This window comes from Pseudarthrobacter sp. As-47 (assembly GCF_058215595.1).
The window spans coordinates 4,221,927-4,247,816 of sequence record NZ_CM177088.1; the positions used below are offsets into that span (position 1 = coordinate 4,221,927).

Annotated in this window: 19 protein-coding genes and 1 tRNA gene; 12 read left to right on the top strand and 8 right to left on the bottom strand. The window is 66.8% G+C overall.

Features of this window, described 5'->3' with window-relative positions; translation table 11 throughout:
• Positions 1 to 169 precede the first annotated feature (169 nt).
• A complete protein-coding gene (locus AC4BCK_RS19600) occupies positions 170 to 1,852 on the top strand; it encodes a CAP domain-containing protein (RefSeq protein WP_490566376.1) in 1,683 nt (560 codons plus the stop codon).
• 80 nt (positions 1,853 to 1,932) lie between these two features.
• Here the strand turns inward: AC4BCK_RS19600 and AC4BCK_RS19605 are convergent, their stop codons facing one another.
• Entirely contained in the window at positions 1,933 to 2,412 is a 480-nt protein-coding gene (locus tag AC4BCK_RS19605; protein ID WP_174176122.1) for an SRPBCC family protein, read from the bottom strand.
• A gap of 241 nt (positions 2,413 to 2,653) precedes the next feature.
• Between AC4BCK_RS19605 and AC4BCK_RS19610 the strand changes: the two genes are divergently transcribed.
• The 3 genes from AC4BCK_RS19610 to AC4BCK_RS19620 all read left to right on the top strand — a co-directional run bounded on the left by AC4BCK_RS19610 (position 2,654) and on the right by AC4BCK_RS19620 (position 4,122).
• Positions 2,654 to 2,727: transfer RNA gene (locus tag AC4BCK_RS19610), tRNA-Gly, on the top strand.
• A gap of 103 nt (positions 2,728 to 2,830) precedes the next feature.
• Positions 2,831 to 2,971 (top strand): hypothetical protein, encoded by a 141-nt coding sequence (locus AC4BCK_RS19615; protein ID WP_490566377.1) that lies wholly within the window; start codon positions 2,831 to 2,833, stop codon positions 2,969 to 2,971.
• Positions 2,968 to 4,122, top strand: coding sequence for a N(5)-(carboxyethyl)ornithine synthase (locus tag AC4BCK_RS19620; protein ID WP_310113308.1), 1,155 nt, complete (start codon positions 2,968 to 2,970; stop codon positions 4,120 to 4,122). The genes AC4BCK_RS19615 and AC4BCK_RS19620 overlap by 4 nt, the downstream gene beginning before the upstream one ends.
• A gap of 6 nt (positions 4,123 to 4,128) precedes the next feature.
• Here the strand turns inward: AC4BCK_RS19620 and AC4BCK_RS19625 are convergent, their stop codons facing one another.
• Complete coding sequence (locus AC4BCK_RS19625) at positions 4,129 to 5,508, bottom strand: MFS transporter (protein ID WP_174176118.1); 1,380 nt, start codon at positions 5,506 to 5,508, stop codon at positions 4,129 to 4,131.
• A 142-nt stretch (positions 5,509 to 5,650) separates the two neighbouring features.
• Here AC4BCK_RS19625 and AC4BCK_RS19630 point away from each other — a divergent pair, with 142 nt between their 5' ends.
• Together AC4BCK_RS19630 and AC4BCK_RS19635 are read left to right on the top strand one after the other, a co-directional pair.
• The gene (locus AC4BCK_RS19630; protein WP_066279926.1) at positions 5,651 to 6,505 is read left to right on the top strand and encodes a LysR family transcriptional regulator; all 855 of its coding nucleotides are present in this window, start codon (positions 5,651 to 5,653) and stop codon (positions 6,503 to 6,505) included.
• 157 nt (positions 6,506 to 6,662) lie between these two features.
• Positions 6,663 to 6,980, top strand: coding sequence for a hypothetical protein (locus tag AC4BCK_RS19635; protein WP_174176116.1), 318 nt, complete (start codon positions 6,663 to 6,665; stop codon positions 6,978 to 6,980).
• A 120-nt stretch (positions 6,981 to 7,100) separates the two neighbouring features.
• Here AC4BCK_RS19635 and AC4BCK_RS19640 read toward each other — a convergent pair whose 3' ends face one another.
• Positions 7,101 to 10,607 carry a bifunctional proline dehydrogenase/L-glutamate gamma-semialdehyde dehydrogenase gene (locus AC4BCK_RS19640; RefSeq protein WP_366278854.1) on the bottom strand — a complete coding sequence of 1,169 codons (3,507 nt, stop codon included), beginning with the start codon at positions 10,605 to 10,607 and terminating at the stop codon, positions 7,101 to 7,103.
• Positions 10,608 to 10,900: 293 nt separating this feature from the next.
• A complete protein-coding gene (locus tag AC4BCK_RS19645; RefSeq protein WP_364271116.1) occupies positions 10,901 to 12,364 on the bottom strand; it encodes an amino acid permease in 1,464 nt (487 codons plus the stop codon).
• A gap of 153 nt (positions 12,365 to 12,517) precedes the next feature.
• Between AC4BCK_RS19645 and AC4BCK_RS19650 the strand changes: the two genes are divergently transcribed.
• From AC4BCK_RS19650 to AC4BCK_RS19665, 4 genes are all read left to right on the top strand, one after another.
• Positions 12,518 to 13,432, top strand: coding sequence for a LysR substrate-binding domain-containing protein (locus AC4BCK_RS19650; RefSeq protein WP_174176111.1), 915 nt, complete (start codon positions 12,518 to 12,520; stop codon positions 13,430 to 13,432).
• Between the two features lie 100 nt (positions 13,433 to 13,532).
• Positions 13,533 to 13,958: an aspartate 1-decarboxylase gene (gene panD / locus AC4BCK_RS19655; protein ID WP_172801470.1), complete on the top strand. Its 426-nt coding sequence runs from the start codon at positions 13,533 to 13,535 to the stop codon at positions 13,956 to 13,958.
• 51 nt (positions 13,959 to 14,009) lie between these two features.
• Positions 14,010 to 14,936 carry an AEC family transporter gene (locus AC4BCK_RS19660; RefSeq protein WP_364319106.1) on the top strand — a complete coding sequence of 309 codons (927 nt, stop codon included), beginning with the start codon at positions 14,010 to 14,012 and terminating at the stop codon, positions 14,934 to 14,936.
• Between the two features lie 13 nt (positions 14,937 to 14,949).
• The gene (locus AC4BCK_RS19665) at positions 14,950 to 16,086 is read left to right on the top strand and encodes an FAD-dependent oxidoreductase (protein ID WP_490566378.1); all 1,137 of its coding nucleotides are present in this window, start codon (positions 14,950 to 14,952) and stop codon (positions 16,084 to 16,086) included.
• Positions 16,087 to 16,149: 63 nt separating this feature from the next.
• On the opposite strand, the gene AC4BCK_RS19670 is transcribed toward AC4BCK_RS19665, so the two are convergent.
• The 3 genes from AC4BCK_RS19670 to AC4BCK_RS19680 form a co-directional block, all read right to left on the bottom strand.
• Positions 16,150 to 17,634, bottom strand: a complete 1,485-nt coding sequence (locus AC4BCK_RS19670) for an MFS transporter (RefSeq protein WP_490566379.1) — start codon at positions 17,632 to 17,634, stop codon at positions 16,150 to 16,152.
• 62 nt (positions 17,635 to 17,696) lie between these two features.
• Entirely contained in the window at positions 17,697 to 20,327 is a 2,631-nt protein-coding gene (locus tag AC4BCK_RS19675; protein ID WP_364408348.1) for a trehalase-like domain-containing protein, read from the bottom strand.
• Between the two features lie 215 nt (positions 20,328 to 20,542).
• Entirely contained in the window at positions 20,543 to 21,532 is a 990-nt protein-coding gene (locus tag AC4BCK_RS19680; protein ID WP_174176101.1) for an LLM class flavin-dependent oxidoreductase, read from the bottom strand.
• Between the two features lie 142 nt (positions 21,533 to 21,674).
• On the opposite strand from AC4BCK_RS19680, the gene AC4BCK_RS19685 reads away from it, so the two are divergent.
• Together AC4BCK_RS19685 and AC4BCK_RS19690 are read left to right on the top strand one after the other, a co-directional pair.
• Positions 21,675 to 22,547, top strand: a complete 873-nt coding sequence (locus tag AC4BCK_RS19685) for an aldo/keto reductase (protein WP_400576802.1) — start codon at positions 21,675 to 21,677, stop codon at positions 22,545 to 22,547.
• A 58-nt stretch (positions 22,548 to 22,605) separates the two neighbouring features.
• A complete protein-coding gene (locus AC4BCK_RS19690; protein ID WP_310113297.1) occupies positions 22,606 to 23,304 on the top strand; it encodes a type 1 glutamine amidotransferase domain-containing protein in 699 nt (232 codons plus the stop codon).
• Between the two features lie 69 nt (positions 23,305 to 23,373).
• Here AC4BCK_RS19690 and AC4BCK_RS19695 read toward each other — a convergent pair whose 3' ends face one another.
• Entirely contained in the window at positions 23,374 to 25,698 is a 2,325-nt protein-coding gene (locus AC4BCK_RS19695; RefSeq protein ID WP_490566380.1) for a coiled-coil domain-containing protein, read from the bottom strand.
• Positions 25,699 to 25,890 lie beyond the last annotated feature (192 nt).

Consider the following 25,890-nt stretch of genomic DNA (forward strand, 5'->3'; position numbering starts at 1 on the left):
CTACTGTTACAGCAGTGATTCAGGCGCCGGATGGTCTCCCGGATGGCCCAACAGAGCTGGGGATGTTGTGAATAGATTGGCCGCGCCCTCTTTTATTGGCGTGCTCTTGGCTTTAGCGCTGCTCTCTTCATCGGCGGGCACGCCTCCGGTGCCGGCTGCGGGGCCGCCAGTGGGCGCAACGGGGCCCGGCAGCGTCAGCCTGGGTGCGTCGGCCATAACCGGCCGCACCGGGTCCCCCTCCGGCACGGACTCCGGCGGGCCCCTCCTCGCCCCCGCGGTTGAACCTGACATCCGGCCGGCATCACCTACGGAACCGCTGGCAGCGGAACCAGTACCTGCGGAGCCCCTGGCACCCGCCCCCGCACCCGGCCCGTCCGCCGTTTCCGTTCAGGATTCCCCCGAGCCCGCAGCACCGGCACCTGCTCCTGCTCCTTCTCCTGCTCCTGCTCCTGCTCCTGCTCCGGACTCCGAAGAGCCTGCACCCGGCATTCCGTCCATCCCTCCCCTCTGGGCACCGGACGAGGAACTTGCCTCTCCCCCGGTGTCCCGCCAGGCGGCTCCGGAATCCCTGGCGGCTGCCACTCCTGCACCGGAAGCCCTCATTCCTGACAGCAACGCAGCCGCCATCCTCACGGTTTTCAACCGGATCAACGAGTACCGGGCGTCCAAGGGCCTGAACCCCGTCAAGTACCACGCAACAGTGGCGGCCCTGGCACAGGAGTGGTCAGACAGCATCGCATCCCGCGAGGTCATCGAGCACCGCGCCAGCTTCTGGACGGACCAGCGCGCGCTGAGTCCCAACAACGGCGCCGGTGAGGTCATCGCCATCCGCACGGACCGGGACGCCGCGCTCCTGGTGGAATGGTGGAAAGGCTCCCCCGGCCACAACGCCATGCTGCTCGATCCGCGCTTCAACGTCATGGGTGCCGGGATCAGCTATACGGACCGCACGTACAAGATCTGGGGCGTGGTGAACTTCTTCGGCTACACCACCCTTCCCGCCGGCACCACCGATTCCCCCGGCGGAACCGGCTCGGGCACACCCTTCCCGGCGCCGCCGCCCACTATGTGCGACGCGCCGGTCCGGCATATGCCGCCCACGCTTGACCTCTCCGCCGCGGCCATCAAGGGGCCCGGAGACATGGTGACCGTCGACTCCTCCGGCCAGCTCCTGGCACGGGCAGCCACCGGCGCGCGCACCTTTGCCGCGGCCAAGGTCATCGGCTCAGGATTTGCCGGCGCCAAGGAAGTGTTCACCTCAGACTGGGACCGGGACGGCGCCTATGACCTCGTCACGCAGTGGAGCAACGGCACGCTGACCCTCCACCGGGGCATTGCCGCCGGCGGATTCCAGCCGCCCGCCACCCTGGGAAGCGGAGGGTGGGAAACCCTTACCCTCGCCGTCGGCGGATGGTGCGCCAACAACAGGCTCCCCCAGATTCTTGCCCTGGACGGGGCGGGGAACCTCTATCTGTATCCGAACAAGGGCATGGGCGACCTCTCCGCACGGACGTTCGTAGGCTCCATCGGCGCCGCCCGGAAACTGTCCATGGTGGATTACGATGCCGACGGGTTCCAGGACCTCCTGGCCCTCCGGGCTGACGGCTCCGTCCAGCTGCACCGAGGCTGGGGCACCACGGCACTGCGGACGGAAGCCAGGGCTACGGTCGCCACCGGCTGGGGAGATGTCACGGGCATCAGGCCACTGCGGGACGTTACAGGCCTGAACTCCACCGGGCTGGCCCTGCGACGGGCGTCCGACGTTGTGCAGTACTGGGACCTGACCTCCGGAAGCCTCGCGTCGCCGTCGAACATTCCCGGACCGTGGACCGGGCAACGGCTGGCGCAGTAGGCGCCCCGGCACCGTAGGAGGGCAGCCGCAGTAGGTGGGTTACGCAGGCCTGCCGCTGCCGGAGGGAACGAGAGCACCCTCTACATAGCGGGCTGGAGCTCCAGGACGTCCTTGAGCCGTTCGAGCTGGGCCACCTCGGTGGAGAGGCTGCGTTGAAGCATCCTGTTCAGGAATCCCACCCGATTGAGGATCCCGAGCCTGTGCAGGATGCCGGCCGCCCCTTCTGCCCGGGCCTCAAGGGCAAACCTGACGCGCGTTCCTGCCGCCTCCGTGCTGAGGTAGTACCCGCCTGAACGGTGGGCCGGCCCGGACATGGCCTGGAACTGGATTTCGGCTCCGGGCCTGGAGTGGGTGATTTCCAGCTCCGCGGGGATGCTCAGCCCGGACCGTCCGGCCACCATCTTGCGGTACACCGCCCCCTTGGAAGCAGATGCGCCCTGCAGCAGCCTGACGCTGCGCACCGAGTCGTTCCACGCAGGCAGGTTGGTGGCATCAAGCAGGTACAGATACACGGCCATGGCGTCCCGCCGGATAAGGACCTCGTGTTCTGCGAATGCCATGGGGGATCTTCCTGTGGTTGAGGTTCAAGTGCCGCAGTAGCTGCACTCCCCCCGGCCCCGCAGCTACCCGGTTCAGGTTAGCCAGCGCTCCGCGGGCACACCTAGCCACGGCAGGCGACGTTATTGAAGAGTTACTGGATGACGTGCCCCTCACCGGGACACGGGCGGCGCGCAGCGTGTGTGGGCAAAGCAGGCAAAGTTCTGCGCTAAGCTATGTTCTGCCCCTCCACGGCGGGGCAGCGCGGCTGTAGCTCAATGGTAGAGCGCTAGCTTCCCAAGCTTGATACGCGGGTTCGATTCCCGTCAGCCGCTCCACTGCTTGCAGCGGGACAGAAGACAAGCCACCCCGGGGCCATTAGGTACCGGCGTGTATCGTCAGAAGTCAGGAACCTCTTCGGTTCCGCTACAGGAGCAATTCATGGCTGACAAGTCCCCGCGTCAAACAGCATCCAAAAAATCCGGCAAGTCCATCAAGGAAAAGCGGGCCGACAAGAAGGCCGCTTCCGCCCCCGCCAGCTCCCTGGACATCCCCTCCAGCAAGGCCGCCAAAAAGAAGTGACCGGGCAGCAGAAAAGACTGACCCTCGGCGTCCTGGCGTCAACCAGGAAGCCCGATGAGCGCCGGCTCCCCATCCATCCGCTGCATTTCGAGCGCATTGCGCCCGACATCCGCGAGCACATCATCCTGGAAACCGGCTACGGCGAGCGGCTGGGCGTCTCGGACGAACACCTCTCGCCTTTGGTGGGCAGGATGGCCGGCCGGGAGGCGCTGCTGGCGGAGGCCGACGTCGTCCTCCTGCCCAAGCCCCAGCCGGAAGACCTCGCCGACATGCGCGACGGCCAGGTCCTCTGGGGCTGGCCGCACTGCGTCCAGGACCGCGCCATCACCCAGCTGGCCATCGACAAGAAGCTCACGCTGATTGCCTTCGAGGCCATGAACCACTGGGCCAGCGACGGCGGCTTTGGGCTGCACGTGTTCCATAAGAACAACGAACTCGCGGGGTACTGCTCCGTGCTGCACGCCCTGGCGCTGACCGGGTCCACCGGCGACTACGGCCGGAGGCTCAGTGCCACGGTCATCGGCTTCGGCGCGACAGCCCGGGGCGCCGTCACCGCGCTGAACGCGCACGGGATCCATGACGTCCAGGTGCTGACCAACCGGGGCGTGGCCGCCGTCGGGGCGCCGATCCACTCAGTGAACATCGTCCAGTTCGACCACGACGACGAAGCCCCCTTCCTGAGCCAGGTCATCAGCGAGCGCGGCAGGGTCCCGCTGGCTCCGTTCCTGGCCGAGAGCGACATCGTGGTCAACTGCACCCTGCAGGACCCCAACAACCCGCTGACGTACCTGCGCACGGAGGACCTGGCGGCGTTCAGTCCCGGGAGCCTGATTGTGGATGTGTCGTGCGACGAGGGCATGGGTTTCAGCTGGGCCCGGTCCACCACCTTCGCCGACCCCATGTTCACGGTGGGCGACCACATCAACTACTACGCCGTGGACCACAGCCCGTCCTACCTCTGGAACTCCGCCAGCTGGGAAATCAGCCAGGCGCTGCTGCCTTTCCTGGAAACCGTCGTCAGTGGCCCCGGCGCGTGGGACGCCAACGAGACCATCGCCCGTGCCATCGAGATCCGCGACGGCGTCATCCGCAACAGGGATGTCCTGGAGTTCCAGAAGCGCGAAGAGGCGTACCCGCACCTGGCCTTATAGTGCGGGTTACGCGGCGGCCCGCCCGACAATCCGCACGGGCTGCCGCCGGTCCTTGAGGTTGACCCTCAGCGACAGCGAGCCCTTGCGCGCCAGGATGACCGCGACCGTCAGTGCCGCGAGGGCAGGCACGCCGCCGGACACCAGCAGCGCCACGTGCGGGTCGGCGTGCTCGGCGATCCAGCCCAGCATTGGCCCGCCGATTGCCTGGCCGCCGATCAGGACCATGATGTACAAGCTCATGACCCTGCCCCGGATGCCCATGTTGGAGCTGACCTGGACCAGCTGGTTGGACCCTGTCAGGAACATCAGGCACCAGAACCCCGAGAGCACCATGACCGCGCCGAACACCGGCATGGACGGCGCCAGCGCGGCAAGGCACAGCATGACCCCGTACATTCCCGCGCAGAACACCACGGAGCGCAGCCGGAGCCGGCGGCGCCGAGTGGATGCCACCGCGCCGGCCAGCGCGCCCAGCGCCACCAGGGCGTTCAGGAGGCCATAGCCCGCGGCACCGGCGTTGAACACGTGGTCCGCGAAGGCGGCGAGCACCACGGGCAGGCTCATGGCGAACACCGCGATGAATCCTGCCATCAGCCACGGCCAGTAAATGGTGGGCTTGCCCAGCGCATACCGCAGTCCCTCGCGCAGCATACCCTTGCTCTTCGGGGCGGGCTCGCTCACGAACAGCTGGTCCTTGCGCAAAAGAAGCAGCATGGCCACGGTGGAACAGCATGCCACGGCATTGCCGGCAAAAGCCCACCCGGCACCCACGGCAGTGAGCATCCACCCCGCCAGCGCGGGACCGATCAGGCCGCCCAGCTGGAAGGTGGTGGAGTTGACGCTGATGGCGTTGCGCAGGTAGGTGGGTCCAACGAGTTCATTGACGAAGACCTGCCGGGCCGGCTGGTCAAGGACCGTCACCAGGCCAAGCACCAGCGCGATGACGTAGACGTGCCACACCTCAACAGCCCCGCTCAGGGCGAGGGCCGCCAGCACAGCCGCCAGGACTGCCGCCATGCCCTGGCACAGAATCAGGATCTTCCGCTTGGCAAACCGGTCGGCCACCATCCCGCCCCACGGTCCCAGGAGCAGGGACGGCAGGAACTGCAGCGCCACGGTGATGCCCACGGCCGTGACGGATCCGGACAGCTCCAGCACCATCCAGTCCTGGGCGATCCGCTGCATCCAGATGGCGACGACGGCGATGAAGTGGCCTATCGCGAAGATGCGGAAGTTGGGGACCCGAAGGGAGATGAAGGTGTGTTTCCAGGGCAGGCGTTCAGTAACGACGGCGAGCGGCTGGGTCTGGTGGTCCGGCGGCGCGGAGCCGGCGGTATCGATGACGGTTTGGGTGACGGTTGCCGATGACGGCGGTGGGGGTGCCACAGGTGTGTCCTCAAGTGCGTGCGGTCCGGGATGCCCTTAACGCTAGGGTGGAACACGGGATTATGGAGACGTATCGTCCCTATAACTCCTATTGCAGACTGCAATACAGCCACGCCCGCACCGACGCCCCCCGGAGTCCATCGTGTTCGAACCAGCCCAGCTGCGCTCCTTCCTCGCCGTCGCAGAAACGCTGAGCTTTACCAAGGCGGCGGAGCGGCTGGGCCTGGCCCAGCCCACCGTCAGCCAGCATGTCCGCAAGCTGGAGGCGGCCGCCAAGAGGGTCCTGGTCAGCCGGGATACCCGCGATGTGCGGCTGACGGACAACGGGGACGCCATGGCGGGCTTCGCCCGGAACATCCTGGCAGCCCACGATTCCGCCTCCCGCTACTTCTCCGGTTCTGCGATGCGCGGACGGCTGCGGTTCGGCACGGCCGATGACCTGGCCATCACGGGCCTGCCGCGGATCCTGCGGGAGTTCCGGCAGATCTATCCGCAGATCAACCTGGAGCTGACGGTGGGCCAAAGCGACCAGCTGTACCGGAAGCTCAACGCGGGGCAGTTGGACCTTGTCTTCGTCAAGTGGGTGGCCGGAGCCAAGGACGGAACCGTGGTCCAGCATGATTCCTTTTCCTGGGTGGGGCTGGAGCAGACCACGCTGGACCCGGCGGCTCCCGTGCCGCTCATCGCCTACCCGTCACCCAGCCTGAGCCGGAAGCTCGCCATTGACGCCCTTGAGTCCCATGGCAGGACCTGGCGGATCACCTGCACCACGCGGCAAATCAGCGGTGTGCTGGCGGCCGTCCGGGCAGGAATCGGCGTGGCCGTCATGCCGTCGTCGCTCGTCCCGGAAGACCTCAAAATCATCACCCGGCGGTTCGACCTGCCGGCAGTGGGCGACGTGGACTTCACCCTGATCCGCAATCCACTGGCCAATGCGGAGGTCATTGATGCACTGACGCAGTCCATTGTGGGCAGGACAATTAACCGGCAAGCATAACGCCGGCGCCGCCCCGGCGGGCGCAGCCATTCCGCAGTTTCCATTGATTGCTGAAGGCAGCATCCCCTATGCTGACTTCCTAGGGTCAAGCAGCTGGCCGGTTCTCAAGCACGGGGGGCTCCTGCATGCCAGGATTTCCACCCGGGACAGGCAGCCAATGACGACAGCCAGGAACACCCATGCCAGCTCGGCCCATGCGCGCCCCATCAACACTGCGCGGCCGCCGGCCACCCGCCGCTCCAACCTCGGCGCCGGGATCGCAACAACCGATACCGGCTACGTAGGCAAACCCACCTGCGACACCTGCCGGACGGACGAATTCGTCTATCTGGAGTCCTACATCCCGCCCACGTACCGGCGTGACGGAACGGTCGCTTCCCTGGGCGAAGTGGCGTACACGTGCACGCGGTGCGAGGATTTCTCCGCTCACAGCGTTCCGGTGACCTGGACGCCGCCCGGGTGGTACCTCGGCTGACAGGCAAATAACACCAACACACTGCAGAAGGCCGGGCGGTCACCGTGAATGGTGGCCGCCCGGCCTTCTGTATGTGCGGTAATCCTGCAGTGTGCGCGGAAACTCCGCGGGCCTGGGCTGCTAGATCAGGGCGTCCGAGAGGTGGTTCGGGGTGCCGAAGCGGTGCGCCGTGATGCTGACGGCCTGTTCGTGCACGAAGGGCAGCAGCTCAACGCGGCCCGCTTCGGTCACCGGGTGCGCGTAGATTGCCAGGTCGGGACGTCCCCCCGTGGCCTTCGCCAGGGCCGTCGCGGTGCCGCCAATCAGGCGGACGCGGCCATTGGACAGCTTGCCCGCCGCGGCGAGCCTGCCCGCGGAAGCCAGCCAGTCGGCGTCGGACTCCACCGTCACCTCGATGTCCAGGGCCAGCAGCACCGGGCGCAGCTGGGCGGGAAGCTCGACGGCGCTGGAAACGGTCAGCTCCGAGCCCGCCAGTACGCCGGCCGCCACGGTCCGGACCAGGTCCGCCAGCGGCGCGCCCTCGGACAGGCGCACCGTCACGGGAAGGCTGCGGTAGCGGAAGATGTTGCGTTCCGCGCTGAGTCCGGAGACGTCCTTGGCGGTACCAAACTCCTCTGCCCAGGCCTGCGCATCGGAGGCCAGCGCACGCTGGACGGACTCGAAGCCGGCCGGGTCCAGGGCGGACCCGGCCGCGTCAAGGATGCGGCGCACGCCCGGGTGGGTGATGTCGGCATCCGCGGTGCTTGTGGCAGGGGCCCAGTCACCCAGGCCTGCCAGGTAGTTGGGTCCACCGGCCTTGGTGCCTGCACCCACTGCGGACTTCTTCCAGCCGCCGAACGGCTGGCGCTGCACAATCGCGCCCGTGATGCCGCGGTTCACGTAGAGGTTTCCGGCCTGGATGCTGTCCAGCCAGATTCCCAGTTCCTCGGAGTTCAGGGAGTGCAGCCCGGCGGTGAGGCCGTACTCGATCTGGTTCTGGAGGTCGATGGCCTCTTCCAGGGTCTCGGCGGTCATCACGCCCAGGACGGGGCCGAAGAATTCAGTGAGGTGGAAGTAGGAGCCGCGCTTGACGCCGTAGCGCACGCCCGGGCTCCAGAGCCGGCCGGTGCCGTCCAGCTTCCTGGGCTCAACGGCCCAGTTTTCTCCGTCGCCCAGGGTGGTGAGGGCGTTGAGGAGCTTGCCGTTGGCGGGCTCGATGATCGGGCCCATCTGGCTGGTGGGGTCCTCCGGGTAGCCCACCTTCAGGGAGGTGACGGCATCGATCAGCTGGTTGTGGAAGCGCCTGGACTTGGCCACCGAACCCACCAGGATCACCAGTGACGCGGCCGAGCACTTCTGGCCGGCGTGGCCGAACGCGGAGTACGCCACGTCCTTGGCTGCCAGGTCCAGGTCCGCGCTGGGGGTGACGATGATGGCGTTCTTGCCGCTGGTCTCGGCCAGCAGCGGCAGGTCCTGGCGGAAGGACCGGAACAGTTCGGCGGTCTCGTAGCCGCCGGTGAGGATCACGCGGTCGACGGCCGGGTGGGAGATCAGCTGCCTGCCGAGTTCCCGCTCGCCCAGCTGCACCATGGTCAGCACATCGCGCGGAACGCCGGCCTCCCACAGGGCTTCCACCATCACGGCACCGCTGCGGGCGGCCTGCTTGGCGGGCTTAATCACGACGGCGGAGCCGGCGGCGAGTGCCGCGAGGGTGGACCCTGCGGGGATGGCGACCGGGAAGTTCCACGGCGGTGTGACCACGGTGAGCTTGGCCGGGACGAACGTGGCGCCGTCGACCTTGTCCAGCTTCCGCGCGGACTCGGCGTAGTAGTGGGCAAAGTCCACCGCTTCGCTGACCTCCGGGTCGCCCTGGTCGATGGTCTTGCCGGTTTCGCTGGCCATGACCTCGAGCAGGTCGGCGCGGCGGGCTTCGAGGATGTCGCCGGCGCGGTGCAGAATCTCGGCGCGCTCGGCGCCTGAGAGCGCGCCCCAGGCCCTGCCCTTGTCGACGGCGGTGGTAATGGCGTCGTTCAGGGTTGCTTCGTCGTTGATGAAGGCGGCTTCCACGGCGGCGTTGCCGAGTGTGGAGGACGGGACGCGTTCCAGGATGGCACGGCCCCAGTCGCGGTTGGCCGGCAGCGAGGGATCGGTGTCCGGGGTGTCCTTGAACGAATCGTGCGGCAGGGGCTGCGGCGGAAGGTTGCGGTTCTGCTGCCGGTTGGCGGGCGGCACGCTGTTGTCCAGGGCTTCAAGGGAGGAGAGGAAGCGCTGCTTTTCCCGCTCGAACAGGGCTTCGTTCTTGTCCAGCTCGAACACGGCGGACATGAAGTTGTCCTGGCTTGCCCCTTCTTCCAGGCGGCGGATCAGGTAGGCGATGGCGACGTCGAACTCGGCCGGGTGCACCACCGGTGTGTAGAGCAGGAGCGAGCCGACGTCCTTCTTGACGGCTTCGGCCTGGCCCTGTGCCATGCCGAGCAGCATCTCAAACTCGATGCTCTGCCGTGCGGTGTCCGCGATGCCGCGCTTTTTGGCCAGCAGCCACGCGAACGCAATGTCGAACAGGTTGTGGCCGGCAACGCCGATCCGGATGTTCTTGATCCGCTCCGGGTGCAGCGAGTAGTTGATGACGCTCTTGTAGCTGGTGTCCGAGTCCTGCTTGGTTCCCCACGTTGCCAGCGGCCAGTCGTGCAGCGAGGCTTCCACCTGCTCCATGGGCAGGTTGGCGCCCTTCACCACGCGGACCTTGATGGCGGCGCCGCCGTTGGCGCGGCGCTCAGCGGCCCAGTCCTGCAGGCGGATCATGGCGGAAAGTGCATCCGGGAGGTAGGCCTGGAGCACGATGCCGGCCTCGAGGTTCTTGAACTGGGGCTTGTCCAGGATCCTGGTGAAGACCGCGATGGTCATGTCCAGGTCCTTGTACTCCTCCATGTCCAGGTTGATGAACTTGGCCTTGGGAAATGACGCTGCGCGCTCGAACAGCGGGGTGAGCTTCTCGACGACGTGCGCAACGGCCTCGTCGAAGGCCCACGGCGAGTGCGGGGCCACCGTGGAGGAGACCTTGATGGAGACGTAGTCGACGTCGGGGCGCGCCAGCAGCGTGTGCGTGCCCTCGAGCCGGCGGGAGGCCTCGTGCTCGCCCAGGACGGCTTCGCCCAGGAGGTTGACGTTCAGCTTGATGCCGTCCTTGCGGATCTTCGCGATGGCGGGTCCCAGCTTGGCGTCGGTGGCGTCAACAATCAGGTGGCCCACCATTTCGCGCAGGACCTTGCGCGCGACGGGGATGACAACCTGCGGCAGGATCGGGGCCATGGTTCCGCCAAGTGCCACGGCGCTCCGCATGTACCACGGCAGGAAGGCGGGGACTTTGGGGGCCAGCGCGGCGAGGTTGCGTGCGGCGACGTTGAGGTCCTCGGGGCGGACCACGCCGTCCACGAAGCCAACGGTGAATTCCAGGCCGTTGGGGTCCTTCAGGACGCCGGCGAGCTGCTGGGCGGAAGCATCCACGGGAACCTTGGCTGCCTCGGTCAGCCAGTGGCGGACCAGTGCCACTGCTTCGGTGGCCAATGCCTTGGCCTGGGGCACGTCGACGTCGACAGTCCGGGGCGCAGTTCCGGTGGCGGCTGCCGGTTCCATTGCAATGTGGGTCATGGCTTTTCTCGTTCTTTCCTGGGGTTCAAGGAGGTCTTATCCACCAGTATGAGCTTCCAGTCACATAAGATAAAGCGATCTTTTCTAAGCAATACAGGTTAGAAAAGATGATGAATTAAGCCCCGCCCGAACTCTCCCTCCCCCAGCGACGCTCTCTCACTTGATGCAACAAATACGGCCACCCTCTCTCACTTAATGCGGGAAAAACGGAAACGCTCTATCGCCCCCCACAGGAGGGTGATAGAGCGTCCGTGTTTAAGCGGCATTAAGTGAGAGAGCGTCCCCCGGGCGGGTCAGCCGACGGGGCGGTGCATCTCCACAATCTCCTCGTGCCGGGGGCTGTTGGGGTTCATGAGCGAGTGCTTCTTGCCGTAGAAGAAGTAGATCGCCAGGCCAACAAGGAGCCAGACGCCGAAGCGCGCCCAGGTTTCCCAGTGCAGCTGGAACATCAGGAACGCGGAGGCCAGCACGCCGAAGGCCGGGATGAACGGCATGAACGGCAGGCGGAAGGTCCGGGGCGCGTCCGGCTTCTTGTAGCGGAACACGATCACCGAGAAGCAGACGACGACGAACGCGGCCAGGATGCCGATATTGGTCAGGTCGGCAACGGCCTTGATAGGGAACACGCCGGCCAGCAGTGCGGAGGCGACGCCGGCAATCCACGTGACGCGCTGCGGGGTGCCGTGGCGGTCTGTCTTGGAGAACCAGCCGGGCAGCAGGCCATCGCGGCTCATGGAGAACCAGACGCGGGTAACACCCAGGAGGAAGGTCAGCATCACGGTGAGGATGGACAGGACGGCGAACACCGAGATGATGGTGGCGATCACCGGCAGGCCAACACCCGTGAAGGCCGAGGCAAAACCGGCCGTGGGGTCAATGTCCTTGTAGTTCTGCATGCCGGTAAGCACCAGGGTGGCTGCCACGTAGAGCAGCATCGCAATGATCAGCGACAGGATGATGGCCTTGGGCATGTGCTTCTTGCCGTCCTTGGCCTCTTCCGCCGCGGTGCTCATGGCGTCGTAGCCGAAGACGGCGAAGAAGACCGTGGCCGCGCCGGCCAGGACGGGGCCGAAGCCGCTGGGCATGAACGGGTTGTAGTTGTTGGTGTCGATGTAGAAGACGCCCAGTCCGATGATGAAAAGGATCAGGATGACCTTGATGGCAACGGCCACGAGTTCAAACCGGCCGAAGGCCTTGGTGCCGCGGGACAGGATCCAGGTCACGATCAGGCAGACCACGATGGCCGGAATGTTGACGATGCCGCCGCGGCCCTCGTCAGCGGTGGAGGTCATCCAGATGGGCATGTTGATGCCGATTCCCGAGAGGAAGGCGTCGAAGTAGCCGGAGATGCCGATGGCAACCACCGCCACGATGGCGATGTACTCCAGCAGGAGGTCCCAGCCGATGAACCAGCCGATGATCTCGCCCAGCGCCACGTATCCGTAGGTGTAGGCGGACCCGGCGCGGGGGATCATGCCCGCGAATTCCGCGTAAGACAGAGCAGCGGCGGCAGACGCAAGGCCTGCCACCAGGAAGGAGATCAGCACCGCGGGCCCCACCCCGGGTGTGCTCTCGCTGCCGGCGGCCACCAGTCCCGCGAGGGAGAAGATGCCGACGCCGATGATGCCGCCTACGCCGATCGCCGTAAGCTGCCAAAGCCCGAGTGACTTAAAGAGGCCACTGTGTTTGTTCTCTTCTTCTATGTCGTCAATGGGCTTGCGCCGCATGATCGACTGGGTCATATCTCTAGTGCTCATCAGGAACTCCTGCTTGGGGTGCGACCCCGTCACGGCGCGAGAAGAATCGCTTGTGACGGGGGTAACTCGGTCCCAACAGTATGCAAGCGGGCTTGCGTTAGATAAAGTGACTAATTCTAACCTATATTCGTTAGTTTAGGTAAGGATTTCCCTATGCTTGATGTGCGCCGGCTCCGCCTGCTCCGGGAACTCAGCATCCGGGGGACCCTCGCGGAGGTGGCGGAGGCACTGCAGTACAGCCCGTCGTCGGTCTCGCAGCAGCTTGCCCTGCTGGAAAAGGAAGTAGGGGTCCAGCTGCTCCGCAAGACGGGGCGGCGGGTGCAGCTCACGCCCCAGGCCGAAGTCCTCGTGGCGCACACCGCGAGCCTGCTGGAAACCATGGAGCAAGCCGAGGCGGACCTGGCCGCATCGTTGACCACGGTCACCGGCACCGTCCGGATTGCCGTTTTCCAGTCGGCAGCCCTTGCCCTTATGCCGGAAACGCTCACGCGCATGTCCCGCACGTACCCCGAAGTCCGGATCGAGATGATCCAGCGCGAGCCCGAGACCGCCCTGCACGAAACCTGGGCCCGCGATTTTGACCTTGTCATTGCCGAGCAGTATCCGGGTCACGCCGCCCCCCGTTATCCCGAGCTGGACAGGGTCAGGCTGACCACCGATGCCATCCGGCTCGCCGTCCCGCCGGCGTCCGACGGCGGCCCCGCCATCTCCTCGATCGAGGACACCGCGGAACTCGCCTGGGTGATGGAGCCGCGGGGTGCCGCGTCGAGGCACTGGGCCGAGCAGGCCTGCCGGAGTGCGGGATTCGAACCCGACGTGCGCTATGAGACCGCTGACCTCCAGGCGCAGATCCGGCTGATCGAGTCGGGCAACGCCGTGGCGCTGATGCCGGACCTGGTGTGGACCGGCAGGGACACCACGGCCCGGCTCCTGGACCTGCCGGGGAAACCGCGGCGCACCGTCTTCACCTCGGTCCGCCGTTCCAGCGCCAAGCGCCCGGCCATCCTGGCAGCCCGGGAAACCCTTGCTGCCACGGCAGGAGCAGTGGCGGCTGACGTCGCCGGGTGACCGGCCGCCGTCGGACGCGTCACTGCGCCGGGACCGTCCCTGCGCAAGTGTTTCCTGCGTCACTGCGCGGCAGGGCCCCCGCCGCTAGACTGAAGCCGTTATGAATCGAACAATGTTCAAGTCCAAAATCCACCGGGCCACCGTCACGCACGCTGACCTGCACTACGTAGGTTCGGTCACTGTTGACCTGGACCTGCTTGAGGCCGCCGACATCCTGCCGGGTGAGCTGGTGTCCATCGTGGACGTGACCAACGGCTCGCGCCTGGAGACCTACACCATTGCCGGCGAGCGCGGCTCCGGCGTCATCGGCATCAACGGGGCGGCGGCCCACCTGATGCAGGAAAACGACATTGTCATCCTAATTACCTACGCGCAGATGACCACCGAGGAAGCGAAGAGCTACGAGCCCAGGGTGGTCCACGTGGACGAAAACAACCGCGTGATCCAACTGGGCAACGACCCCGCCGAGGGTCTGACCCCGGGCCTGCTGCGCCCCCCTTTCGCGCTTAACAACGCCGCACTGTAACCGGAGCGTGAGCCCCGGTCCCCTGCTCCGCCGCGACCTGCGGGCTGTCCCATGCTAGGCGTGCTGGCCGGCTTCTTTGTGGTGTGGTGCATCATCCTGGTGGGCTGGTTCGTGGGCCGGCAGAAAATCCTGGGTGACAACGCCCGGCAGGTGCTGAGCTCCCTCACGTTTTTCGTGGCCAGCCCTGCACTGCTCTTCGAAACCCTCAGCAAGGCGCGCCTCGCCGAAGTCTTCGCTGCTCCGCTGCTGGTGGCGGCGGTCTCTGCCGTGGCCACGGCCATGATCTTCTTCGCCATTGCCAGGTTCTGGCTCAAACGTTCGCTTCCCGAGTCGCTGATGTCCTCCATGGCGGCGTCGCTGGTCAACTCGGCCAACCTGGGCATTCCCATCGCGGTTTACGTGCTGGGTGACGCCAGCTATGTGGCGCCGCTCCTGATCTTCCAGCTCGCCTTCTTTACGCCGCTGTTCCTGATGCTCCTGGATTCGAGCACCAGCAGCCACCGCACCACGCCGCTGACCTTCCTCGTGATGATCGTGCGGAACCCCATGATCGTCGGCTCGGCGCTGGGCCTGCTGGTGGCAGGCACCGGCTGGCAGGTCCCGGAACTGGTCATGGAGCCGATCCACCTGATCGGCGGCGCGGCAATTCCCGCCATGCTGATCGCGTTCGGCATGAGCCTGAACGGCACCCGCCCGCTGCAGGCGTCCGCGGGCCGCCGCGCGGACACGCTCCTTGCCAGCGCCTTCAAACTCGGCGTCCAGCCGGTGCTTGCCTATCTCTTTGCCCGCTTCCTGCTGGGCCTGGAGGGCCACCTCCTGTTCGCCGTCGTGGTGACCGCCGCGCTGCCAACCGCTCAGAATGTCTTCGTGGCCGCCAGCCGCTACAAGACCGGCCTCACCGTGGCCAAGGACACCGTTTTGATAACCACCGTGGTGGCAGTGCCGGCCATGATCGGCGTGGCGCTGCTGCTGACCTGACCCTGGAGGGCTGATGGAAACTGTTGTGGACACCGTGGTGATCGGCAGCGGGGCGATGGGCTCGGCGGCCGCGTGGGCGCTGTCGCGCCGCGGCCGGCAGGTGACGCTGGTGGAGCAGTTCGGGCCCGGGCACCGGATCGGGGCCTCCCACGGCACCACCCGCAACCTGAACCCGGGCTACCACCGGCCCGAGTACGTGGCCATGCTGGCCGAGGGGCTTGCCCTCTGGGACGAGCTCGAGGAGGAAAGCGGCGAACAGCTGCTGGCGCGCACGGGGGTGGTCAACCACGGGCCGGAGCCGCTGTTCGCCGACGTTGCAGCCGCCCTGGAGCAGGCCGGGATCCGCGCCGAATTCCTACACCCCGAAGAAGCGGCGGAACGCTGGCGCGGCATCCGCTTCGACCAGCAGGTGCTCCACCTGCCCGACGGCGGCCAGCTCAACCCTGACGCCGCCCTCCCCGCCATGCAGCGGCTCGCCGTGGCCCGTGGTGCCGAGATGCGGCACCACACCAAGGTGGTGGACTTCAAGGTCATGGACGACGGCGTCCGGCTGGTTGTGGAGTCCGCTGCGGGAACGGAGGTGCTCACCGCGGCGCAGGTGGTGGTGACTGCCGGCGGCTGGACGGAAAAACTCCTGGGCCGGGCGTTGGCCAACGGCTCCGGGCTGAGGATTCCGCAGCTGCGCGTCACCCAGGAGCAGCCGGCGCACTTCCGGGTTACGGACCCGGGAGCAGCGTGGCCTGGCTTCAACCACTACCCGGGCACCGGGACGGAGTACAGGAGCTGGTACTCCCCGGTGTACGGGATGCAGACCCCGGGTGAGGGAATCAAGGCCGGCTGGCACGGAGTGGGCCCTTTGGTGGATCCGGACCGGCGGTCCTTCCTTCCGGAGCCGGTGCAGCTCGCCGCCCTGCAGGAGTACGCGCGGACATGGCTGCCCGGGGTGGACGCGGACTCCTTCGAGGCGGTCAGCTGCACCTACACCACCACCCCGGACGAGGACTTCGTCCTGGACCGGATCGGCCCCGTGGTGATCGGCGCCGGCTTCTCGGGCCACGGGTTCAAATTCACCCCGGTCATCGGCCGGATCCTTGCGGACCTGGCCACCGGCACCCGGCCCGCTCCGGAGATCTTCCGGGCCGGCCGCTGATTGCCGGCTACTGGTTGCCTGCTGGCTACTGGCTGCTGGCTGCTGGCCGTAAGCCCAAGGCGGTTATCGGGAGCTGTCCTCCGCGTCGGTGAGGACCGGCTCCCCGCTGCCCCCACTTCCTTCACCGCCGGCGTCCTTGGTGGCCGCCCGGACGGCAGGCATCGCCAGGACTGCCGCCACCGTGAGGACCCCGGCTGCCAGGGCGGCCACGAAGACCGCACCGGAGGCGGCCACCACCGCCGGGCCGTTGCTGTCGCCTCCGGCCGTCCCCCCATAGATGGCGTTGGCCACGGCACCGAAGACGGCCACGCCCAGTGCGCTCCCGATGGACCGGGCGAACATGTTGGTGCTGGTGACCACGCCCCGCTCATTCCAGGAAACGCTGGACTGGGCGGCGATCAGCGTGGGGGTGGCCACCAGCCCCAGGCCGAGCCCGACGACGAAGCAGCTGGCGGCGACCAGCGCCACGCTGGGAGCAGCGGCGGTGAATGCAAGGACCGCGAGGCCTGCCACGGTGATGGAGATGCCGATGAGCGCTGTGGCCTTGAACCCGATCCGCAGGTAGAAGCGTCCTGCCTGCGAGGCGCTGATCGGCCAGCCCAGGGTGAGTGCCGCCAGGGCCAGCCCGGCGACCAGTGGCGAGCTGGCCAGCGCGCCTTCCAGGAACGTGGGCACGTAGGACGTCAGTCCGATCATCACGGCACCTACGCCGAAGGACACGAGGGCTGTGGTGCCAAGGAGCCTGCGCGAGACCACCCAGGACGGCAGCACCGGTTCCACCGCGCGCCGTTCCACCACGAGGAACAGGGCCAGCAGGATCCCGCCCACGGCAAAGATGCCAAGACTCACCGGTGAATTCCAGGCCCAGCCGTGGCCGCCCTCAAGGGCTCCGAGGATGAGCAGGCCAAGCGAAGCAGCCAACAGGGCTGCCCCGGCGTAGTCCACGCGGTGTTTGGCCCTTTCCACGTTCTCGTGCAGGGTCCGGACGAGCATCCATCCCGCCAGCAGGCACAGCGGGATGTTGACCAGGAAGATTCCGCGCCAGAAGCCCACTGCGGCAAATATGCCGCCCAGGCTTGGTCCCACCACGGAGGAAACCGCCCACACGCTCGCAAGGTAGCCCTGGACCTTGGCCCGTTCCTCCAGCGAGTAGATGTCCCCTGCGATGGTGATGGAGACAGGCAGCACTGCGCCGGCTCCGAGTCCCTGCAGGGCACGGAAGGCGATCAGGGCGGGCATGCTCCAGGCGATGCCGCAGAGTACCGACCCAAGGAGGAACAGCCCGATGCCCGCAAGGATGATCGGTTTGCGGCCCACCATGTCCGAGAGTTTTCCGTAGATGGGCACGGAGACCGCCTGTGCCAGCAGGTACGCCGAAAAGAGCCAGGGAAACGACTCGAACCCGCTGATGTCCCGCACAATCGACGGAACGGCCGTGGCCACGATGGTGGAATCGATGGCCACCAACCCGGTGGCGAGCATCAGGGCAATGAGGATGGGCCCCCGTTCAGAACGGAAGCCCACTCCCTGGGCGCGGGTGGCGGACATGGGTCTCGTTTCCGTTTCGGGGTGGTGTCACCTCCACTCTAGGTACCCAGGAAGAGAGCCGGCTACCGTTTGTCCTGGTGTTCGTCCAGGATCCGGGCGCAGCGGATGAAGCCGAGGTGGGAGTAGGCCTGGGGGTGGTTCCCCAGGTGGGTTTCGGTGCCGGGATCGTACTCCTCCGGCAGCAGCCCGGTGGGCCCGAAAAGGTTCACCAGCTGGTCGAAGAGGTCCCAGGCTTCCTCGATCCGGCCCGTGGCAACGTACGCCTCGATCAGCCAGGTGGTGCAGATGTGGAAGCCGCCCTCCAGCCCCGGCAGGCCGTCGTCGTACCTGTACCTGAACACGGTGGGCCCCACCCGGAGTTCCCGCTCCACGGCGGTGACGGTATCCAGGAACCGCTGGTCCGTGACGTCCAGCAGCCCGGAGAGCCCGATGTGCAGGACGGCGGCATCCAGGTCCGGGCTGTCATAGGCCACCGTGTAGGACTTCGCGGACTCGTCCCAGCCCTCCCGCAGGACTTCGTCCCTGATGGTGGCGGCCACCGGCGCCCAGGATGGCTCGGGAACGCGGCCGTGGCGGGACGCCGTGCGGAGTGCGCGGTCAAGGGTCACCCAGCACATCACCTTCGTGTAGATGTGGTGGCGCGGTGCCCGGCGGGCCTCCCAGATTCCATGGTCGGGTTCGTGCCAGCGGGCCAGGACGGCTGACGCCATCTGGACCATCAGCTCCCAGTGTTCGTCGGCGAGCGTCCCCTCCCGTTCACTCAGGGCAAGGATCAGCTCGGCGATGGGGCCAAAGACATCCAGCTGGACCTGGTGGTCAGCGGCGTTGCCGATCCTCACGGGACGGGACCCGGCGTAACCGGGCAGGCTGTCGATGACGGCTTCCGTGGACAGGGGTGCGCCCGTCACGGAATACAGGGGGTGCAGCCACTCGGGCCCGGGGGCGTGCTCCAGGATCCGTCCCAGCCAGGACAGGAAGCCCGTGGCCTCCCGGGTGGAGCCCAGGTCCACCAGCGCGTTGACGGTCATGGAACCGTCCCGCAGCCAGCAGTACCGGTAATCCCAGTTCCTCGTCCCGCCGATCCCTTCGGGCAGGGAGGTTGTGGGTGCCGCCAGGACCGCGCCCGTGGGTTCATGCACCAGGGCACGCAGGACCAGGGCCGACCGCCGGACCAGGGATGGTTTGACGCCCGGCAGGACGAGCCCCTGCACCCACTGCCGGGCATGCAGCGCCACCGCGGAGCGCCGGTCCGCCTCACTTTCGGGTACCGCGGGCTGGTGCTCCGTGTCTCCGCAGCGCAGGTTCAGCACCACCGGGCCGTCCTGCAGGTTGACGGCGGCGGTGGCCGTGGCGTGGCGCCCGTCCGAGGTGATGCTGAAGGTCACGCCGGGCGCCAGCAGGATGAACGGCTCCGACGTCCCCACCACGTGCAGTTCCTCGTCGCGGGCCTCCATGCTGAACGGGGCGTTGGCGTAGTCCGGCCGGGGGGCGAAGGTGATCCTGGCGGCGCCATTGCCGGAGAGCACCCGCACCAGGCTGGTGATCCCCTCGGGGGCCGGCTCAAGGTAGTCCGTTACCGTAACGTCCGCCCAGCGGGTTTCAACGATCATGGTGCTGTCCACGTAGCGCTGCCCGAGCACCTGGGAGGCCTTGACCGGCTCCACCGAAAAATGGCCTGCGGCGTCTCCGCCCAGGATGTGCGCGAACAGCGATCCGGAGTCAGGCAGGGGGTGGCTCATCCAGCAGATTTTCGCGTCCGGTGTCACCAGGGCGGTTGAGGATCCGTTGCCGATCAGGCTGTGCCGTTCCAGACCTACGGCATCCTCGCCGAACAGCCAGGCACGCCGCAGCTCGAACAGGATCGCCAGCACCCGGGCGAAGGATTCCGGGTCGCGGAGCCGGTAGGAGGCGGAGGTCTCCCCCGGCCCCACCCGCAATCCCATGTCCGGCCCGCGCAGGGTTGCCATGGCCAGTTCATCGCTCTCAGCGTCGCCCGCATACATGGCCGCGCTGGCTCCCAGCCGGGACCGCAGGCTCTCCAGGGCCTCCGCCTTGGACGGCTCCACCACGGACAGGTCCAGCACGGAGCCGTCCACAATGAAGTGCAGTCCGTGGGCGCGGGCCACCTCCCGCGCAGTGTCAGTTACCGCCGCCACGACGTCCGGAGCTGCCGGCCGGGTGTGCACCGAAACGGCCACGGGTTTGCGCTCTAGCCAGATGCCCTTCTGGAACCCCACCGCCTCGTTGAGGGCGGCGTGGACTTTCTGCAGGACGGACTCGGTGGCGAGGGTCTGCTGGTGCGCGAACCCCATGTCGAACTCGGCGCCGTGCGAGCCCACCAGGTGCACCTCCGCCGGCAGGCGCGATACTGCGGCGAGGTCACGCAGCGACCGCCCGGAAATGACGGCGGCGTGGGTGTTGGGGAGTGCTGCCAGGGCACGCAGCGCGATGGCGGCACTCCCCAACGGGAGCGTCTCGGTGGAGATGCCTTCGGCGTCGCACAGGGTTCCGCCGTAATTGCAGGCCACAATGAGCCCGGGCACCCGGGCCAGGACCTTCAGTTCCGCCAGCAGCGCAGGCGTGAGCCCTTCGTCGGCGGCGTCGGACTGGACGAACGTCCGGAGCATGCCCAGCGGCAGGGACCTGGTGAGCAGTGCGGAATCCGCGACGCTTTGGTTCAACGGCGTTGGCATCCATGGACCCCTTTGAGGCAGGACCGGGCCGGGACTACAGCCGCTGGATCTCCTGCGGGCTACCGGTTGGTGCCCCTCCCCGGGGTTCCCGGAACTCCGGAGGGGGCACTCCCATGGTCAGCCTCCGCCGTTACCCCCGAAAGTCCCTTGTATTGCGTATGTGTAAAAGTCTGCGGTCCCTGCGGCTGCACGCACGGCGGGCTTTAACTGCCGGCTCAGACCCGGGCCAGTCCGGCGGCTTCGGCAAGCAGCTCCACGGACCGCAGCCGGGCGTCCGTGCCGGTGCTCTGGTGCGCCACGATGAGCTCGTCGGCGTCGGCGTGCCTGCCGAAGCTGTCCAGGTAGTCCAGGACGACGTCGGGCGTCCCCACCGCGGAATACGTCATCATCTGGGAGACGTGCTGACCCTGCGGCGAATCGAGGATCATGTCCGCCTCGTCGTCCGTGAACTCGCGGCCGCCGCCGAAGAACAGCGACACCCGGGCACGCTTGGTGGCCTGCATCATGGCCTGCGCCTCGGAAGCCGAATCGGCGGCAATGACGTTCACACCGGCGATGACATGCGGGGCGTCCAGCTGCGCCGAGGGTTTGAACTCGCGGCGGTAGAGGGCCACCGCGTCCTGCAGGGCGTTCGGGGCAAAGTGCGAGGCGAACGCGTACGGCAGCCCCAGCTGGGCGGCGAGGCGCGCGCCGAACAGCGACGAGCCCAGGATGTACAGCGGCACGTTCGTGCCCTTGCCGGGAGTGGCTTCCACGCCCTGGATGCGGGTGGGGCCGGTGAGGTAGCCCTGGAGTTCCAGGACGTCCTGCGGGAAACTGTCGGCGGACATGGGATCCCGCCGCAGTGCGCGCATGGTGTTCTGGTCACTTCCCGGCGCGCGGCCCAGGCCAAGGTCGATGCGGCCCGGGTGCAGGGTCTCCAGCGTGCCGAACTGCTCGGCGATGGTCAGCGGTGAGTGGTTGGGCAGCATGACGCCGCCGGCGCCCAGGCGGATGCTTTCGGTGTGGGCGGCCACGTGGGCTATGAGGACGCTGGTGGCGGAGGAGGCGATGGAGGACATGTTGTGGTGCTCGGCGTACCAGACGCGGCGGTACCCCAGCTTTTCCGCGCTCTGTGCCATGGCCACGCTGCCCGCGAAGCTCTCCGCCGCCGTCTGGCCCTTCCCGATGGTTGCCAGGTCAAGGATGGAGAGGGGAAGAGTCACGTCGGGTGCCGGCCTTTCAAAGCTGTTCTGTGGGTTGGTACCCGCCGGATCGCGGCAGGCACTTGATGCATAACGACGGCGGGGGCCGGCTTATTTCAGCCCGCCCAGGAATACTCAGCAAACTTATGATGTTGCCGCCCCTATGAGCCTGAATACGTCGAACCAGCTGGAACTGTCCGCAACGATTGACCTGAAAGACCTGGGAACCGTGCACCGGCTTGGCTTTGGTGCCATGCGCATTGTCGGTGACGGTGTGTGGGGTGAGCCCGCTGACCGCAGCACCGCGGTCCAGGTGGTGCGCCGCGCCGTCGAACTCGGGGTGGACTTCATCGACACCGCAGACTCCTATGGCCCCAACATCAGTGAGGAGATCCTGGCGGAGGCGCTGCACCCCTATAAGGACGGGCTGAAGATCGCCACGAAGGTGGGCTTTACACGCACCGGCCCCAACCAATGGATTCCCGTAGGCCGGCCGGAGTACCTGCGCCAGCAGACGGAACTCAGCCTGCGGAAGCTCAAGGTGGACACCCTGGACCTGCTGCAGCTGCACCGGATTGACCCCGAGGTGGACGCCGAGGAGCAGTTCGGAGTGCTCCGCGAACTGCAGGACGAGGGCAAGGTCCGGGCGCTGGGCCTCTCGCAGGTCAGCGTTGCGGAACTCGAGGCCGCCGGCAAGCACTTTACCGTGTCCACGGTCCAGAACCGGTACAACCTCACGGACCGCAGCTCCGAGGATGTGCTGCGCTACTCGGAGGACAACGGCATCGGCTTCATCCCGTGGGCCCCGATCTCCGCGGGCGAGCTGGCCCAGCCGGGCGGGCCGCTGGATGAGGCCGCGAAGCGCCTCGGGGCTACCACCTCGCAGGTGGCGCTGGCGTGGCTGCTGCGCCGCTCCCCCGTGATGATGCCCATCCCTGGCACCGGGTCCGTGAAGCACCTGGAAGAAAACCTGGCCGCAGCCGGTGTCACGCTGGACGAGGACACCTACGCTGAACTTGAAGCAGCGGCCGGATAACCGCGGCGCAGTGGAGAAGCAGCACGGCAAAACAGTCCCCAACGACAGGAGCAACACCATGGCAAACATTCTGATGGTTGTATCCGCAGCCGATTCCCTCACTATGAAGGACGGCAGCGAACACCCCACCGGTTTCTGGGCCGAAGAGCTGGTGGTGGCGCACCAGACGCTGCTCGACGCCGGACACACGGTCCACATCGCCACCCCCGCCGGGGCGAAACCCACGGTGGACCAGGTCAGCCTGGCTGCGGAATCCGCAGGCGGCGAGGACCGCGCGAAAGGCTTCCGGGACTACCTGGCGTCCATCGACGGCGAGCTCTCGAACCCGCTGGTGCTTGCCGGCGTCGACCCCTCCGCCTATGACGCCATCGTGATGCCTGGCGGGCACGGCCCCATGGCCGACCTGTACAAGGACGCCGACCTGGGCCGTCTGCTGGCGGCGGCGGACAAGGCCGGCAAGGTCATCGCCCCCTTCTGCCACGGTCCTGCCGGGCTGCTCAGCGCAACGGACGACGACGGCACGTTCGTTTTCGCCGGACGCCGCCTCACAGTCTTCACCAACGAGGAAGAGCTGGGCGGCGGCACGGGCGAGAACACGCCGTGGCTGGTGGAGGACGCGCTGAAGGAGAAGGGCGCGGTAATTGAGAACGGCGCTGCCTGGACCTCCAACGTGGTCCGCGACGGCAACCTCATCACCGGGCAGAACCCGCAGTCCAGCGAGGACGTCGCCAAGGAAGTCATCAAGGCACTGGGCTGATTCCGCTTCCCCCGCTGCTGACACCCAGAAGGGCCAGGTCATGAATGACCTGGCCCTTCTGCTGTCCGGTCAGACGGCGCAGCCTCCGAGCGCGATGGTCCCGTCGATGGCCTTTATCTGCAGCTGGACCTCGCCCAGTTTGGCTGTCAAGGCCGTGACCGTCGACTTCTGTGCGGTGATCACGTCCTTGTTCTGCTTCTTTTGGGCCTCCAGCGCCCGCAGCGTCTCCTGGGCCGCGGTCAACAATCCGTCGAGGGCGGTCAATTGGGACTGCAGGTCCTTGAGGGCTGCTTCGGTAGTGCTGATTTCATCATTCAGCTGGTTGAGCTGCTCCAGGAGAGGCGCCACCCTGGTCTGGAGGGAAACGATGTCAGCCTCCGTGGCCTTGATATCCGCGTTCAGCACGCCCAGCCGGGCGACGAAACCATCCATGATCAGGTTGAGGGCGACGATCTGGCTGGTCTTTCCCTCAACCGCCTCATTGGCTGCATCGACGTTGGCCTGCAGGGCGGGAAGCTGGCCCTGCAGGGTGGAAAGTTCAGCTTTCTTGTCCTCCACCGCGGCGGCGGCCAACACTTCCGCTGCCTGGGCGCTCTCCAGGGTCGACCTCTTCCGCTCCAGGTCTGCCCGCTGCTCTGTAACAGCCTGCTGCGCATCTTCGACACCCTGTGTAAGCCCGGGCAACTCCGCCTCAAGGCCGGCTACAACTGTCACCTGGGCAGCGACGTCGGCCGCAGCCCCGGCAGCTGCCTCCCGGGCTGCCGTCAGTTCCTGCTGCAGCCCATCCAGGACCGCCTGCTGGCCGGCCACGGCACTGTTGGCCTCGGTGAGGGCATCCCCAAGTGCCGGGAGTTCGGCCTTCAGGGCTGCAATCTCGGCCTCCTTCAAGGCAACCGCTGTATTCGCCGCGGTGAGTGTCGCCTGCAGGGGTGCCGCCTGCTGCTGCAGCGAGCTGCTTTCCTGTTGCTTCGCCAGCAGCTGGGTGTTCAAAGCCGAGACCTGGTTGTTCAGGGCCGCCAGGTCACCCTGGAGCGCCGAGATCACCACATTTTGGTCGGTAATCTGCGTATCGACGGCAGCGAGCAGTGCTTGCTTCTCATTCCGCTGGGTAATGAGGCCGTTGGCAGCGCCATTGTTCTTCTCAATCTTCGCTGTCAGCACCGCGATCTCCCCTTCGAGGGCCGTTTTGTTGGCTTGAAGAGTAGTCAGTTGGTTCCGTGCCGTGGTCAGCTCGCCCTGTTTGGCAGCGATGGCAGCGTTGGCGGCAGTGATCTGCCCTGTGATCGTCGTGATCTGCCCGGCGACAACGGCGGCGGCCTCGATGTTGGCCGTCACGGCCTCAGCTGCCATCAGCGCGTCGGCCCGGAGGCCTTCGAGGCTCTCCTCCGCAGATGCAATTTCAGCGTTCTTGGCGGAAAGTGCCGTGGCCGCTGTGCCGGCCGCCGTCTGGAGCACCTCCAGCTGGTCCTGGGCCGCGGCCACCTCAGTTGCCTTTGACGTGGCAGCCTCTGCTGCCTCCTCGGAGATGTCTTGGAGCCCATCAAGGATAAGATTTTCAGCATCCACGAGGTCCTGCTGCTTCTGCAGGGCGTCCCCGGCTGTCACACCCGCCGCTTCGAGGCGGTCGAGCTCCACCTCCGCTGCTTCGACGGCTTCCCTGGCGGCATCCACGTCGTCTGCAGCTTCCGCGGCCGCCGTTTCGAGGGCGGTGAGCTGGTCTTGGGCAACTGCAATCCCGGCCTCTTTGTCCGCGAGCAAGGCGGCGGCCTCGGCTGCCGCCTGCTCCAGCGCGAGGAGCTCGGCCTTCGCTGCGTCAATGCTGTCCTGGGTGGCAGCGATGTCTTGTGCAACGGCGGCGGCCTCGCCTTTAAGGTCCTCGGCTGCCGCCTCTGCTGCAGTTTTTTCCTCCTGCAGCGGCGTCAGTTCGGCGACGAGGTTCGCCTTGTCTTCCTGCAGCTTGGCGAGGGTTGCTTCAGTCGCGGTTTCTGCCGCTGACGTGGCCTCATAAGCGGCGGTTAACTTTGCGATGTCCGACTCGGCTGTCTTAATGTCGTCCTCGAGCGTAACTACCTCCGCCGCCAGCCTGTCAGACTCCCCCTCCAGGGCGGCGATCTCAGCGCTCAGCCTATCCTTCTCCTCCTGGAGCGGTGCTCGCTCTGCCAGGAGCCTGGCGATGACGTCAGCATTCTTCTTCGCGGCTGCCTTCAGGAGGTTCTCCTGGACGGTGCCGCGGTGCGCCAACTGGTTTACCACCCCGTTGCAGATCCCGGCGTTGGCTCCGGTACCTGCGGCAGCCGGCGGGATGAGCACAAGGCTGCTGGTGAGCAGACCCGGCAGGACTACGGCCGCCGCGAGCCGGCGTGAGAGGACAGACGTGGACGGGGAAGTGCGCATGCGAGCTCCTGTTGAGACCTTCGGGCGGCCCACTCTGGCCGCTGCCTGGACTAACCGTAGGTGGAGGCAGGGGCGGAGCACACGCGTAGTCCCCCACCCGTCTTTCCGCTTAAGTACTCGTTTTCCCAAGCCGGCCAAAACCGCCACTACTTGGTGTACCTGGCCGGCCGGACTCCGGAATGTGACCGCTCC

What these genes read in the sequence shown, in the direction of transcription:
- AC4BCK_RS19605 (WP_174176122.1), bottom strand. Translation starts at nt 2,412, where the DNA reads ATGGCATTCGCAGAACACGAGGTCCTTATCCGGCGGGACGCCATGGCC.
- AC4BCK_RS19615 (WP_490566377.1), top strand. Translation starts at nt 2,831, where the DNA reads ATGGCTGACAAGTCCCCGCGTCAAACAGCATCCAAAAAATCCGGCAAG.
- AC4BCK_RS19635 (WP_174176116.1), top strand. Translation starts at nt 6,663, where the DNA reads ATGACGACAGCCAGGAACACCCATGCCAGCTCGGCCCATGCGCGCCCC.
- AC4BCK_RS19640 (WP_366278854.1), bottom strand. Translation starts at nt 10,607, where the DNA reads ATGACCCACATTGCAATGGAACCGGCAGCCGCCACCGGAACTGCGCCC.
- AC4BCK_RS19645 (WP_364271116.1), bottom strand. Translation starts at nt 12,364, where the DNA reads ATGAGCACTAGAGATATGACCCAGTCGATCATGCGGCGCAAGCCCATT.
- AC4BCK_RS19650 (WP_174176111.1), top strand. Translation starts at nt 12,518, where the DNA reads ATGCTTGATGTGCGCCGGCTCCGCCTGCTCCGGGAACTCAGCATCCGG.
- panD (WP_172801470.1), top strand. Translation starts at nt 13,533, where the DNA reads ATGAATCGAACAATGTTCAAGTCCAAAATCCACCGGGCCACCGTCACG.
- AC4BCK_RS19660 (WP_364319106.1), top strand. Translation starts at nt 14,010, where the DNA reads ATGCTAGGCGTGCTGGCCGGCTTCTTTGTGGTGTGGTGCATCATCCTG.
- AC4BCK_RS19665 (WP_490566378.1), top strand. Translation starts at nt 14,950, where the DNA reads ATGGAAACTGTTGTGGACACCGTGGTGATCGGCAGCGGGGCGATGGGC.
- AC4BCK_RS19670 (WP_490566379.1), bottom strand. Translation starts at nt 17,634, where the DNA reads ATGTCCGCCACCCGCGCCCAGGGAGTGGGCTTCCGTTCTGAACGGGGG.
- AC4BCK_RS19675 (WP_364408348.1), bottom strand. Translation starts at nt 20,327, where the DNA reads ATGCCAACGCCGTTGAACCAAAGCGTCGCGGATTCCGCACTGCTCACC.
- AC4BCK_RS19685 (WP_400576802.1), top strand. Translation starts at nt 21,675, where the DNA reads ATGAGCCTGAATACGTCGAACCAGCTGGAACTGTCCGCAACGATTGAC.
- AC4BCK_RS19690 (WP_310113297.1), top strand. Translation starts at nt 22,606, where the DNA reads ATGGCAAACATTCTGATGGTTGTATCCGCAGCCGATTCCCTCACTATG.
- AC4BCK_RS19695 (WP_490566380.1), bottom strand. Translation starts at nt 25,698, where the DNA reads ATGCGCACTTCCCCGTCCACGTCTGTCCTCTCACGCCGGCTCGCGGCG.